The organism is Rhodoferax sp. UBA5149 (assembly GCF_002413825.1).
In the GTDB taxonomy this organism is placed as follows: Bacteria; Pseudomonadota; Gammaproteobacteria; order Burkholderiales; family Burkholderiaceae_C; genus Rhodoferax.
Genome location: NZ_DHXT01000043.1, coordinates 1 through 14,117, shown reverse-complemented (window position 1 = coordinate 14,117; position 14,117 = coordinate 1). Strand labels below are relative to the sequence as shown.

The window sequence follows — 14,117 nt, the reverse complement described above, 5'->3', positions numbered from 1 at the left end:
ACTTGTCACTTCCAAATGGCCGCAACCGATAATTCACTGACCTCTGGTTCCCCCAAATTCACAGATGCACGCTTGGCCGAATTAGCACGAACCGCCGGCGCCGTATCGGCCTGGCGCGAAGCAATTGCCAAAAACGGCCCTGACACCGCTCTGGGGGTTTCTGGCGACTTTGCCGTGGGGCTACGTTTGCCCGATGGCGGCATTTTTCTGGCGGTGGACCGCTTTGCCATCTGCACCCTGTGCTACAGAGTGGACAACGGGCAACTGCGCTTTGCCGAGCGCGCCGATGAATTGGCTGACACCAGTGCCGAGATTGACCCGCAGGCGATTTTTGATTACCTTTACTTTCACGTCATCCCGTCGCCACGCACGATCTACAAAGGCATCTACAGGTTACCGCCGGCACACTATGCGCTGTTTGAAAATGGCCAGCTCAAGGTCGCACCGTATTGGGTGCCCAGCTTTGAGGAACAACGCAACCCCTCGTTTGATGTGCTCAAGGATGAATTCAGGCAACTGCTGCTGGACTCGGTCGCGACCCAGCTCGACGGCAGCAAACCAGCCTGCTTTTTGAGCGGTGGCACCGACAGCTCTACCGTAGCGGGCATGGCGGCACTGGCCAATGGTAAAACGGCGGCCACCTATTCGATCGGCTTTGACGCGCAGGGTTATGACGAGATGGAATATGCCCGCCTCGCGTCCAAGCACTTCAAGACCGAGCACCACGAGTACTACGTCACGCCGGATGACCTGGTGCGCAGCATCCCGGCGGTGGCAGCCCATTACGACCAGCCCTTTGGCAATTCGTCTGCCCTACCCGCGTACTACTGCGCCAGGATGGCGCGTGAAGACGGCGTGACCAAGCTGCTGGCGGGCGATGGCGGCGACGAACTGTTTGGCGGCAACTCCCGCTATGCCAAGCAGCGGGTGTTTGGCTGGTACAACCATGTTCCCGGTTTCCTTCAAAAAGGCCTGATGGAACCGCTGCTGGGCACCCGTGCCGCGGCGGCCTTCGCCCTGACCCGCAAGGCGGGAAGCTACGTGGAGCAAGCCCGCGCGCCCATGCCCGACCGACTGCAGATGTACAACCTGATCATGCGCCTGGGTGCCGGCGACGTGCTCACGCCAAAACTGATGGCACAAATTGACACTGCGGCGCCACTGCGACTGGAACGCGCGGTATGGCAGATGCCCCAGAACTGCAGCCATTTGAATAGAGAGTTGGCCTATGACTGGCGCTTTACCCTCGCCGAGAGTGACTTGCCCAAAGTGCTGGGCGCTACCGGCTGTGCCGGGGTGGGCGTAGGTTTTCCGATGCTCGACGAGCGGCTGCTGGCGTTCTCACTCAAGCTGCCGACCGCGTACAAGCTCAAAGGCCTGCAACTGCGCTGGTTCTTCAAGGAGGCGCTGCGCGGCTTTCTGCCCGACGAGATCATCACCAAGAAGAAGCAGGGCTTCGGCTTGCCGTTTGGCGTATGGGCCAACACCCACCCGGCCCTCAAGGCGCTGGCTACCGACTCACTGCACAGCTTGGCGCGCCGCGGCGTGGTGCGCGCCGATTTCGTCCAGACCCTGTTGACGCAACGCCTGCCCGAGCACCCGGGCTACTTTGGCGAGATGGTGTGGATCTTGATGATGCTGGAGCAGTGGCTTGCGACCAAGGCGCCGCAGTTCAGGCTCATCGATTGAAATTGCTATTGTTTATATAGCACACTATGAAGATAATACGGGGGCTTAGAGGCAAAAACACTTGGGAGCCAAACTTTACCCGTGATCCCGGACTTGCGTGCGGCTCTTGCGCACACGACTTCCCCTCTCAGTTGTAGGTGATTACCAGCTTCGGACGCAGTGACGGCGCGCCAGTGAACTCACTCGCATAAATTTTCTTGAGCGCACTGGTGTAGCCACTCACCCCCTTGAGGCGCCAGCCGTAGTTGGCGAGCGACGAGGCCAGGCTCATTTCCTGCACGCTTGCAGTCACGTCAAAGTCAATCCAACCCGGGTTGAAGTCGGTGCTTGCCAACGCATCGGGTGTCAAGGCGATATCGGTGCCCAGTCCGTTGGCGCCGACTGTGGTCCAGGGCAAACCCGGCAGGCGAAGATTCCAGGTGGCGGAGCTCTCCGACCAATCCAATAACACACGATGCACGGCAAAGACCATGTTGTAAGACGAGTACTTGTACAACGACAGGGTCGCCGACTTGATGTTCGTGCCGTTCGGAACAGGGCCGCCTTCGGACTGGAAGATCGCAAAGCGCATCAGCGACGAGTAGTTGCTGTACTGATCCTGGACATTGCTCGTTGCTCCGAAGTTCAACGTCGTGTGATACGCAGACAGATAGGTGTCGGCGGCGACGAACGGACCCGCGCCGCGTTGCAAGGTGATCGACACTGTGCCGTCCGAGGCAGGCGCGACGGTCACGGACACCACCGCCGAGATGGCGCTGCCACCTTGGTCGTCGGTGGCCACTGCTGTGAGCGTATGCGCGCCGACAGTCGCGCCAGACCACATCATGCCGTAGGGCGCGACCAGACTTTCGCCAATCTTGTGGTTGTCGGCGAAGAATTCGACCTTGGCAACACTGCCATCGACGTCCGTCGCAGTGGCCGACACCGCGATGCTCGCCCCTACCGTGGCGCTTGTGCCATCAATGGGTGCGGTGATCAACACTGATGGTGGCAGGTTGCTGCCCCCCGCGGGGTTCACCCAGCCATGCGGCTTATAAACCCAGATGTTGCCCTGCACCGCATCGGCCAGACCCATGAAGACATCCAGGTTCGGCACGTACTTCCACTTGCCCAAAATGCCGGTACCCAGGCTTTCGGTCGGAACGGCACTCGCAGGCAACGCAGCCTTGACAATAGTCCAGCCCGTGGCAACCGGCGTTGGCGGTGGCGTCACGGTCCAGACGCGACCATCACCACACCAGAGCTTGAAATCATTGCGAACGGGGTCAAACTCCAGACCACAGTTGCGCATCTGGATCTCACCGCTTGACAGCAGTGTCGGAAACTCGCCACTTGGGTCGACAGGTGTGATCATTTTGTCCAGGTTGCCCGGATTGGAATTTGACAGGTCCCAAAAGATGAATGGCGTCTTCAGATGCGTCGACAGGAATATCTTGCGCAGCGGGTCGTAACCGCAGGTGCCTTGGCCACCAGAACCGCCGTAGTAATACCTATTGACCTGCTTCCAGACATCGGCGGCAGGATTGGCCAAGTCGCTTATTTCATAGCGGTACAGGCGGCTGGCCGTGCGCAAATAGACCACGTCACGGCCGGCCTCCACGGCATAGCCCGTGCACCCGTTGGACAGGGTTTCGACAGGAGGTACTGATGACGCCGATGCATTCAACCACGACTCGCGGTTTGACCACATATTGCCGCCGACAATTTCAGGGTAGGGCGCCACGCGCTTCACATGCGACCCGGTGCTGCCGCCCACCCTGTCGGCGTTCGCGCGGCTTGGGTCAAAAAGGTAGGGTCCGGTGACGCGCGCTGTTGTTGCAGTGTCCTGGGTAATGTAAGGTCCGCCATTGGGGTCGGCGGCGCCGCCCAGCACCAGCATGCGATCCAGAATCGGAAGAAAGATGGTGTTGTCGTAAGTGTGCGCGGAAGCCGGCGCCTTGTCGACACCGTCAATCGCATTCCAGTAGCCCAGAGGGGTTTGGACCATCTCGCTTGGGAGCGATGCACGCTCCCACATCTGTGTGCTGGCGCGCCACAGGTAGACATCGTTGCCACGGTAATTGGCATGGCCGCCACCATAAAGTAGCAGCGCAGCACGGTTGGAGTCCCAGGCAAAACTACTCCACGCGAGAATGAGGCGGGAGGGGTCAGGGTTGCTTTTCGACAATAAAGGGCGCAGGTCGGCGGGGGTCCAGACGGATGAGAAAGCGTTCAGATTGACACGGCGCCATTCCCCTTCGGCCATGCCGGCCACGATGGAGAGCAGGTTGGAGACGTCCGGAGCGCTGGCAGGCGTGACAGCCGATTGTCGGCGTGCATTGAGGACGTCAAGCGGACGCGGGGACAAACCCTGCACAGTGCTGGCCGTGCCTGCCGACTCTCCGACGTAAAGGGTCATCGTCTGTGACGCCAACTGACGCTTGGCATCCTGCGAACGCACGGTGAAAGTGAACTCGCCGGCATGAGCCGGGCGGCCAGCGATGTCACCGGTGGCCCCATCAAGTGCCAAACCCGGAGGTAACTCGCCATCCACAATCGCATAGCTGTAAGGCGGCATGCCACCCGCCATACCGAGTTGCGCGATGTACGGCTCATCCTTCAGGCCGACCGGCAGCTTGTCGGACGCAAACACCATAACGGGCGCCAGTCGTCCGACGTACTGCAGACGCATCGCATCCACGTACAAGGGTGCGCCGTTTGCGCTGCGCAGCACCACCGCCCCGGGGATCGACGGGTCGAACGGATAGGTGCCAACTGATTGCCATGCGCCGCCACCGCTGCGCTGGCTCCGGGAAATTGTGTTTTGGCCGCCGTGGTATTCGACCGTGATATCCGCCGTACCGGCATCAGCCAAAGTCTGCGGCCACCAGGCGAAAACTTCATACTGACCTGCCTGCTGCACCTGGAACACAAAGCGCGCGCTCGCGGCACCATTGCTGCGCAAGACCTGCTGGCTCTTTGCCAGGTAGCCGGGAACCTGGTCAAAACTACCTTCGATCACGAGCCCCGGGCTTGTCGTGTCAATCACCAAATTGACCGGAGTCTGCTGCAGGCTGGACGGGGTCGGTGACGATTTATCTGGGGTATCGGTGCCTCCACCGCAGGCCGTCAGGCCAGCCAACACTGCAAACGTAAGCCAGTAGCCTAGGCACCTCATTTTTTGAAATGCCGCCTGACAGCACCAAGAGATTGGGGAGAACTGATTCATGAGCGATGGCCGTTTTGTGGTGGACCATCACGCAGTACGCAATTTTCGTGCGCACTATCCCGAAGCCAATTGAAACAAGGGGTTAGCGATGTTCGACCTGCGCGCTGCGGCTGATCTGTAAACTTTTCCTACGGGGCGACGCGGAAGATATGCGACGGCAGACGTTCACACGAACGGACGGTACGCGATGACGCCGGACGAACTACTCGCCATCCAAACAAACGACTTGACCGCCGGCGCGTAGCTCCATCGCTTTCCGGCAATGTGGGCGGTCGCAATTGCAACACCGACCAGTGGTCGGCGTGTCACGGTCCATACGAGCGTTGGATCCTGCGGAGCCCTGATGTCATAGAGCGCCGAGTTGTCGGCACCCGTGAGCAACACAAACTTGTCTGCTTCGGGTACAAAATCGAATGCGTGTGATGCACCGGACTGCGCTGGAATGCTCGCCGACAAGGGGGGCACCACCCAACCCATTTCAGGCGATGCACAACGAAGAAAGGCGAGCACCAGTTTGCCGCCCAAGGTGCATGTCAAAACAAGAATGTCGCGCACCGGGTCGTATCGCAGGGTCATGCTACCTGAGTCCGCCGCAGGGGCCAATCGTGCCGTACGCGCATAGGGTGTTTCCAGTTGCTGTTGCGTTGCGACGTCAAGGTAACGGATCATCGGCGGGAGGTACGACAGAGCAGCCATCCACCAAAACCGCTTGCGACGCGAATCGTACGCGGAGCAGGCCCCGGGAAACAAATAATTGGTCGGCCCATTCACCGACCAGCGCACCCACTTGCCATTGCGCATCGCCATGGATTGAAAATCAAATCGATGGGCCCAGCCTGTGCTGCGCGACAAATTGACATGAACGGCAAAGCTGGAAACGCGGATCAATGACCCCAAAGGAGCCCCGCCATCGGCGGGGGGCAATATGGCGAGCGTGTCATAAGTGTGACCCGAACCGGGCTGGCCATCACCATATTCGCAATAGGATGAATTGAACGCGGAATCGACTTTCTGCGCCAACCCGGTCGTTGAAATCCAGTTTTCGCCTTTGTTGCTGGGCGTCGGAATCGACAAGCGCTTGAAGGTCACGTCGTTGAAATCGAGTATCACAACACTGTTATCGAACGTGGCCGCATGCCCCCCACCGTGGAACACCATCGCGCCCAATGGACCCCAGTACGGATTGAAGACACCCCCTGAGTAGTCGTCAATGATCTTCCCAAAGGCGTACTCCCAGCCGACGAGTCTCCCATTCTGCGAAAGAAAGGTATTCGCCGTTGCAACCGCCTTGGCGGTGCCACCGCTGGCGGGTACCCAGCCAGGGATCGACGCCGACGCGGCCCGTACGCGATCAGCCGCGATGCCAGCACCAGTCAACAAGGCCACAGAACCCGCAGCCGTCGCGGCAGACTGCAGGAATCCTCTCCGATTGGGCGATGTGCCGTTTATGGTCGAGGGTTCAGCGTGGTGGCAACACTCCGTCACTTCTTGCATTTTAGAGTCCCAGGTTAGTAGCATTTGAAGTTAACACGGGCGCCCACCCCAAAACCAAAAGGGTGGTCACCTTAAATAGAACTGAAATGTCCACACAGCAATGGCCGCCCAACCCAGCGTGATCCCCATGTGGGCGTGCAAAGACTGGCGCGTCGTTATGACGCCGACCTGTTTTGACATGGCAAACCACCCCACCTCAACGAATAGTGCCAGGATAGCCAGCGCATAAGACAGCCGAAGTCTGTAGCGCGACAGTTCCCGCCAAGGCGGATAGCTACTGATGGCACTCGCATAGGCGCTCTTCAGGGCCGCCTGCTCGGTGGCGATGTCTGGCGCAGGTCGCAACGGCACAAGCAAGGAAGCACCGGCAAGACTTGGCCCGGTCACTACGTTGCCAATCGTGATCGTCGTGTCGTTTCTGGTGATTCGCCTGGGTTCCCCTGCCCCCTCCAGCAAGACTGCCCAGTGGTCTGCCGTTGCCCCCATTTCCATCGATATTTTTTGTGTGGTGCCGCTTGAGCTTGACGCAACCCGAAACAGAATGGCGTTGGCCGAATTGGCTGCCGGATCAACAATTTGCAGAGCATCCGCCGGCGTGGGCCTGCCATTAACAACCACCCAGCCCGCAAACGGTCGCACAGAACCACGGCGAATTTGAAGCTTGGCCACGCTTTGGGTCGCGTAACTGATCGTCAAATGCCGTCCATCGGATATCGGAGTACTGATAAAACTATGCGTCGTCGCGCCTGGCAATAATCGAAGTACGGGGTCAACTGTCCAGATCATTTCCGTACCCTTTGGGACGTCCTGGGAGAAATCCAGAACCAGCCAGGTCTGACTATCGATCTGCAAAACCTGACGTCGAAACTGCGCACCGTCGAGATTGCGCCGCTGGACTTCAATGAAGCTGACCCCCGATGCGTTACCAGTTTTCAGCAGTTGGACAGAACGTGGGATAGAAAACTCTTCCCCCGGTTGATGAGGTGCATTGGAGCCAGTCCAGGAGTAGGCTGCCTTCTCATTGCGCTCCCCATAAGGCCAGTAGCCCGTATTGGTGAGCCAATCGACGCCGCCAGACCAGAGAAGAACCGATCCTTCATCCGCGTGCTTGTGGCCATGTCCATCGTGTTTGGCCCAGGCTATGAGTGTTTGGGAAAGCTGCTTCAATTCATTGGCTCGCCACCAGATCGCGTAGCCCGCCGCTGGAAACAAGCTGTTTCCAATCACTGGGTCTGGATGGGGTGGCAACAAGTGTCGAATGGGGGCGATGCCGGTGCTCTGGCTTGTTAGCCTTGCGTTGCCACCGCCGCTGCCAGTATTACCGAGTAGTGGAAGAGTTCCATCCGGGCGCATCATGACAGCCAGCACCAGACGCGAATTTCGTGCGGCATCAACAAGCGATGGCGCAGGCACCAGGCCGTTAAGTGCGCTGAGACGGCCCGCCATGGCCAGCAATTCAGCGCCAAACAATTGATAACCGGCCGAGTGTTCGAGGACGACACCTTCCCGCGAGACATAAAAAGGCAGTTGGACCATCAGCCTTTCCAGCGCGAGACTGCGCCACGCGTCGGATTCAGGAAACGCCGGAAATGCAGCAGCAATCTGCAGAAGTGCGAGATTTTGTGCCACGCCATGATTGGTTCTGACCGTGAATTGACCTGGTTTTGCCAGCAGACGACCGCTACGTTCAACCAGCGAAAGTATCTGACGGGACGACGAAACTGGGAAGTCAGGACTTTCGCGCACCAGTCGCCACAGCTTTATCAATACGGAGATTCGGCCCGACACCGCATGATCGTTCCACAGAAACCCCTCCCCGTGTCTTTGCCCAGCCTCATGCGCTGCAAAATCGAGGACGCGACTGGCTGCCAAATCCAGAAAACGCCGGCTATGCGTTTGCTCGAAGGCACTGAGCAAGACACGTTCAACCTCCAGGCTGGCCATGGCAAGCTGGAGCGATGGCGGCCCACGTTGATAGTCTATTGGATAGCCTTGCAGGGCCAAAGGCGCTTCCAGGAAGCCGCGCACGGGGATAGTTCCCGCCAGTATTTGTTCGGCGACCCCAATGACTTTTCCATCTGGAATGCCGAGCCGTGCACCCAGTGCCATGCCGGATATCTCATCCAAAACAGCGGAAGCAGGTGCCTGTGCGCAGGCTTGTAGCGCCGCCTGAGAGACTGGCCTACGATCAATTCGATAGTGCAAAAAATCCGGCATCCATACAGCAGACACAAGCGCGAGGGGAAGCGTCCATCGCCAGAGAAAATAAAGAAACCTGGCTCGCACAGGGGCACCGGCCACACCGCGCGCTTTGCCTGGGCTAAGGCTAATTTCCACGCAATTGCACTCTCACCGTTGTACGGGTCATCATTTGATCGGGCCAACGTAGCGTCGGGCGATCACCACGTTGTCAATGTACAGCGTCATATCTTGGGGCGCGGGCGTCGTACCTCCATGGTAGATATTCATCCAGACATTCTCAATTTTCAAATCGCGCGTGTGGCGAAACAGAATTGTCGTTTTTTCCAGCACCTGGCGACCGTCTATCCAGGCCCGAAATATGCCGTCGCGGGCACCAGGAGTATTCAGCTTGACATATTGCTCCACTGAATACCAGCGATTGTTTTCCAGCAGGCCTGACGGGCCTTCATTCCAGCCCCAGTACTCTCCGGACACGCCCGCCGCATCTGCGTGATAGGCGTAGGAGCCCATGGCAGTCAGGCGGGCCACAGACTTGTCCACAGGTGGTCGGGGCGCAAAACCGCCGCGCACAGACCAACCGTTGTACCCGTCCGACTTGCGCATGCCCCACCCAGCGCGGTCATAGGTTCCGGCAATGCCAGGCATCTTGCCACCGTCAGCGTACGGGTTCCAGTCATCGGCGAACCGCAGGTAGTACCGGAAATAGATTTCCTCTGGCTCAGGCTTGCCCCCTTTGGCAAACAGGTAGCGCAAATCGAGGCCGAGGTTTTGTCCCTTAACCAGACGAACGCGCAATGCCCGCCCAGAAAGCGGCTCAAATCGTCTGGCAGCGTCTTCGGCAATCGCCTCGGCTGTACTTCGCGGACCAAAATAACCCCACTCGGTGAGCCAGACCGGGCTTTCGAAGCCCGTTGCAAACACAACATCAGGGTTTTTTTCAACGCCCACATCTTGAGCGTAGTCTTTCGCCAAGCCCATCACAACATCGCCTGACATCCGCGCGTAAGGCGGGGCAACGCGGTAGACTCCAATCTGAGTGTTACTCGCATACCGTATGTCTGAGACGAGATAGAGAACCGCCTGCTGCAGCCGCGCCTCCGTTCTTTTCAGTTCAAATCGCAACAGCGCACTTTGTGAACCACTCACTTTCATACTCGGTTTTTCGCCCAGACTGGACAGCGAGGTGCAGTCGAGAAACGTATCTGCAGCGGGAGACAGCCTGCTCTGCGAGCCGTCCGACCACTGCAACTTGAGCACTGGACGAACGCTTGGATCTGGCGACTCTCGACTGTGAAAATCCACCACGCCGTTTTTGACCCCCGGCTTGACCCGCAGCAGCATACCGGCATTGGGATAACGCCCGTCAAGCCAAGCCCGAACCAGCTCGGTAACGTCCCAGTCTTCCGCCTGGCGCCCTGTGCCCGGTGGCACTGACTGCGTGGCAAAAGGATGGTCGCCATATAGCTTTCCCGCGGCATCGACCCAGTCACCGCCAGCACGGCTCCATGCCATAGGACCCATGCTCGTGTAGTTCGCACAGGTCGGCCCAGCCACGCCGTCACCGAGTACAAAAGCGTCCGATACCGCGATCGCGGCTGAACCACAGGCAAGACAGCCAACCAAGACCAGCAGGTGACTCAATCTATTCAACATCACGAACTCTCCTTTTTCAACATCAACAATGGTCCTTGGCGGCCAAGCCGATTGATCCGCTACGCCACCTGCGGCGCCGCGGCGCGCAGATTGAGCATCAACCGAATGCCATACCGCAGCCGCGTCCGGTCCCACGGCGTGAAGCGTGGCAACTGAAAGACATCTGTGGCCGCCGATGACACGCCTGAGGCCGTCGATACCGCTGCGGCAAAGCCGGCTTGGCGGACCATCTCGGCGTGTTTTCCACAGTAGTCCGTGCCCGGCTTACCGTTGGGGTAAGCGAACAAGGAAACCGGTTCATTTAACAATGATTCAAGTGCCATCTTGCTGTCCGCTATCTCTGCCATGGCCTCGCTGTCAGTCAAGTTCGCCAGAATGGGATGGTTGCAGGTGTGCGCACCAATTTGCATACCTGCATCGCGCAACTGAATGACTTGTCCGGACGTCATCATCAAGTCGTCAGGCAAAGCAATCGGCACTGCTCTTTGCACCTGTGTTACCGCTTCACTCCGCTGGTCCGGCTGAAGATGCTTGACGCGCCCCAGCAAGGACTCAATGGCAAGACGTCTGTCTACGGCAGACGTCAGCTTGAAGTGCCCAAAACCTGCACCGCTTAAGTCCAGTGCGTCCACTTCACAAGCCCGTATTGTTTCTATAAGTGTGTCATTCCACATCCGCCCGCCATCCAGGAACGATGTGGCCACAAAGAAGGTGGCATGCAAGCCATGTCGCCGCAGTATCGGCAGTGCGTTGGTGGCGTTATCCGCGTAACCATCATCAAATGTAATAGCGGCAGCACGTGCAGGCAGCGTACCGGCGCGAAGCTGCATGACCGCCGTGTCCAGCGGAAGTACTTGAAACCATTTGGCCACCCAACCCATAATTTCGTCGAAGTGGCGGGCATCAGGCTCGCCGGGAAACAACGGGTCTTGTTGCGCCAACACGCGGTGAAATACAAAAATGGGCAGGCGGGCCCTCGGTCCACCGGGAGATAGCGCGCCAAAGAGACCTTTCATAACCATTGTTATGCCCTTTTCCGGACGATCGTCGGAATTGAACTCGAGGCCGTTGCCGCACCAAAAGCCCCTTGTGGTTCGCTCTCCCATCTTTTTTCCTGTAACCAGCGCAAAGAGACCACCAGCACGACGAGAACGTTATAGGGCAGGTCAAAGTAGGCCAAGGCCAAAAAAGAGCCACCGACCAAATAGCCAACAAGCGACACTTGGCACATACCGGCCAAGTGGTGAAGCCATAGTGACTCGGCCCGCTTTTTCGCATCCTGCCTGAGCTTCCCGGCTGTTCGAAATGCCAGCACCCATATCGCAATAAATAGAATCAGCCCAACATAACCATGCTCACCAAGTACCGAAAAATAAATACTGTGGGCCCCCTGGTGCTGCGGTGAATCGGGTGCGAATATGGCGTAGATGTCGGGCCTGTAAATTTCAAAACCCCCACCAAAGAAGTTTCGGTTGGCCAAGTTGATAGTCATCTTCCATGCATCAACTCGCCCCATCGCCGAGTGGTCCTGCTCATAGCTTCCGATCGTGTTCATGCGTTGCTCCCACGAGCCAGGCATAAAGGCAAGCAAGGCGAGAGCAATGACACCAACCCAAAAACCGGTCACTATTTTTCGTTCAGACCGCAACCATAGAACCAGGCCCATCGCGGAAACAGCCAACAGCGCCCCTCTGGACTGTGATCCGAAGACCGAAACTGCACACAGCAGCATGAGCGCCAACAATCCGTGGCGAATCCACGGACGCGTTGCGACTACCCTCAAATAATTTATCAGCGGGATCACCATGACGATCGCCACAGCGAGCTCGTTGTTTCCTTCAATAAAACCACCGGGCGGCCCCCATACCCGCTCCGCACCACCGCCCCTGAGGGTGAAAAGGCCACCTTTTAAACCATAGAAGCCAATTGAAAGAATATTCACCCAGATAAAAAGTTCAATGTGCTTGCGCTCACGCAAGGCAGCAAGTGCTATGACCGTCATCAGCTGTATCTTCAATACCTTGGTGAGATGCTCGAAAGAGATCGAGGGGTACATAGCGAATGCTGTGGTCACGCACATCCAGATGACAAACGCAAACAGGACTTTGACCGGAGGTTCCCACGGCATATTCAGTTTGTCCCGGGAAGTAAACAGAGAAAGAATCGTGACGCCGCCTACTACGGCTGCCCACGGCGCGTTTTGGGCGAAACCCCACGCCAGCTTGTGGGGGTTCATGATGCTGATCCAGGTCCACAACAACACGCCCATCCAGGTGTGCCGCAGGGCAAACGGCAACGCGCCCAGAACAATTCCCAGCATCAGTAAATCACGCACTTTTTCCCTCCTTGCTATTTCCAACAGTCCTGACCTGGCTCACAACATAGCGGAACTTGCCTGAGGATTCATTGGCAATGTCACTCACCCTTTCGACGCGAATATCAACGGCTTCACCCAACCGGGCTTTGAAGTCGCGGATGATGCGCGCCTCTTCTGCTGCGCCAAAGGCTGGTCCAGCCACGACCTTGACGATTGTTTGATCCAGCGACAACTGCTCAATTTTGAAACGTTCAACGCCCGGCACGTCCCGCACTGTGTAGATCAATGCCAGACCGTGCATGATCGTGCCATCGCGGGCCACAACAAAGTCGGTCGTGCGTCCCTGCACTTCTTTCAGAACGGGCAAGCCACGGCCACACGCGCATGGCTTGTCGTCCAAAACCCCCATATCACCGGTGCGATAGCGCACGAAAGGAAAGTCCACAGTTGCCATGTGTGTGACGACAATCTCGCCAGCCTCCCCTGCGGCCGCAGGAGAGCCGTCTGAACGCACTGTTTCCACAATGATGTCTTCGGCGCTGATATGAAAACTACCCTCAAGGCACTGGTGTGCGATGAACCCTGCGTCGCGAGCACCGTAGCCGTTAGCCACCGGGCAAGCAAATACCTCGCTGATGATCGCTCGTTGCTCGTCATAAAGCTTCTCGGAGGTGACGAATGCAACCTTGATCCCCAGATTATTCATGGCGACGCTTTTTCGCCGTGCGTGCTGTGCAATAAGAGAAAGACTTGATGGATAGCCAAACAGCATGGAAGGACGGGTAACGCGGATCGTCTCCACAAACCGGTCCAAATTTTGAGGCGACATCTCAAAAGCTGGCAACAAGCGGCTTCGCAGCAGTGCATCACGCAGGCGCCTGACGCGGTCTTGTGCACCAATCTCCATCGGGCTACCCCACACGACCAGTTCAGAGTCGCCAATATCAACGCCCCACCAGCGGGTGGCGCGCCACTTGGCAGCAACGTCGTGGCATTTGCGCGCCTTGCCCATGTAAAAAACAAGGGGTTCTCCGGAAGAACCACCGGTGTTGTAACGTGTCAATGGGCCATGGCCTTCGGCTTTCAGCTTTTCAACATTTTCCCGGATGTCTGATTTAGCGAGCAATGGCAACAGTTGCAATGCGGCGGTCGAGCGGACCGTGTTCGGCGCGAAATTGAGTTGTTTGAACAACTGTTGGTAGTAGGGAACACGCTGTCCGATATCGACCAGGAACTCTTGCAATCTCTTGGCACGGTAAGTCTCGAGTTGTTCAGCGGGCCACCACTGACTTTCCTCCAGGCGCTTGCGCAAGGCCACGGATTCATGGCCTTTGAGGCGTTCATGGAGCGGGAAGAATAAGTTCGAACATAGTGCGGTATAGAGACTCATAGCGCCCTCCCTGGCGTAGCAGACCGGATATAGGCATCCAGCCACTTGGCGCGTACCTGCGGCCAAGCATATTTCTCTGCCTCGACCAACCCCGCCTGCCGCAGACTCGCGGCAATAGCGGGGTTTTGCAAGACACGAAGTACTTCCCGGGCCATGGCTTGATC

The 14,117-nt window shown here is 57.8% G+C and carries 8 protein-coding genes; 1 reads left to right on the top strand and 7 read right to left on the bottom strand.

Translation table 11 applies throughout. From position 1 onward, the window contains the following. The first annotated feature begins 72 nt into the window (after nt 1-72). Complete coding sequence (locus B3V69_RS03280) at nt 73-1,689, top strand: asparagine synthetase B family protein (RefSeq protein WP_296443763.1); 1,617 nt, start codon at nt 73-75, stop codon at nt 1,687-1,689. A 127-nt stretch (nt 1,690-1,816) separates the two neighbouring features. Here B3V69_RS03280 and B3V69_RS03275 read toward each other — a convergent pair whose 3' ends face one another. The 7 genes from B3V69_RS03275 to B3V69_RS03245 all read right to left on the bottom strand — a co-directional run bounded on the left by B3V69_RS03275 (nt 1,817) and on the right by B3V69_RS03245 (nt 13,953). Continuing rightward, nucleotides 1,817-4,717 carry a DNRLRE domain-containing protein gene (locus tag B3V69_RS03275; protein ID WP_296443761.1) on the bottom strand — a complete coding sequence of 967 codons (2,901 nt, stop codon included), beginning with the start codon at nt 4,715-4,717 and terminating at the stop codon, nt 1,817-1,819. Between the two features lie 345 nt (nt 4,718-5,062). Further along, entirely contained in the window at nt 5,063-6,391 is a 1,329-nt protein-coding gene (locus tag B3V69_RS03270; protein ID WP_296443758.1) for a hypothetical protein, read from the bottom strand. Between the two features lie 66 nt (nt 6,392-6,457). After that, a complete protein-coding gene (locus B3V69_RS03265; protein ID WP_296443756.1) occupies nt 6,458-8,500 on the bottom strand; it encodes a heparinase II/III domain-containing protein in 2,043 nt (680 codons plus the stop codon). Between the two features lie 258 nt (nt 8,501-8,758). Continuing rightward, nucleotides 8,759-10,105 (bottom strand): polysaccharide lyase, encoded by a 1,347-nt coding sequence (locus tag B3V69_RS03260; RefSeq protein ID WP_296443754.1) that lies wholly within the window; start codon nt 10,103-10,105, stop codon nt 8,759-8,761. A 200-nt stretch (nt 10,106-10,305) separates the two neighbouring features. Beyond that, the gene (locus B3V69_RS03255; RefSeq protein ID WP_296443752.1) at nt 10,306-11,352 is read right to left on the bottom strand and encodes a polysaccharide deacetylase family protein; all 1,047 of its coding nucleotides are present in this window, start codon (nt 11,350-11,352) and stop codon (nt 10,306-10,308) included. Beyond that, complete coding sequence (locus tag B3V69_RS03250; protein WP_296443750.1) at nt 11,271-12,581, bottom strand: putative O-glycosylation ligase, exosortase A system-associated; 1,311 nt, start codon at nt 12,579-12,581, stop codon at nt 11,271-11,273. Before B3V69_RS03250 ends, B3V69_RS03255 begins: the two co-directional genes overlap by 82 nt. After that, the gene (locus tag B3V69_RS03245; protein ID WP_296443748.1) at nt 12,574-13,953 is read right to left on the bottom strand and encodes a phenylacetate--CoA ligase family protein; all 1,380 of its coding nucleotides are present in this window, start codon (nt 13,951-13,953) and stop codon (nt 12,574-12,576) included. Before B3V69_RS03245 ends, B3V69_RS03250 begins: the two co-directional genes overlap by 8 nt. Between the last annotated feature and the right edge of the window lie 164 nt (nt 13,954-14,117).

What these genes read in the sequence shown, in the direction of transcription:
- B3V69_RS03260 (WP_296443754.1), bottom strand. Translation starts at nt 10,105, where the DNA reads ATGGCATGGAGCCGTGCTGGCGGTGACTGGGTCGATGCCGCGGGAAAG.
- B3V69_RS03255 (WP_296443752.1), bottom strand. Translation starts at nt 11,352, where the DNA reads ATGGGAGAGCGAACCACAAGGGGCTTTTGGTGCGGCAACGGCCTCGAG.
- B3V69_RS03270 (WP_296443758.1), bottom strand. Translation starts at nt 6,391, where the DNA reads ATGCAAGAAGTGACGGAGTGTTGCCACCACGCTGAACCCTCGACCATA.
- B3V69_RS03245 (WP_296443748.1), bottom strand. Translation starts at nt 13,953, where the DNA reads ATGAGTCTCTATACCGCACTATGTTCGAACTTATTCTTCCCGCTCCAT.
- B3V69_RS03265 (WP_296443756.1), bottom strand. Translation starts at nt 8,500, where the DNA reads ATGGCACTGGGTGCACGGCTCGGCATTCCAGATGGAAAAGTCATTGGG.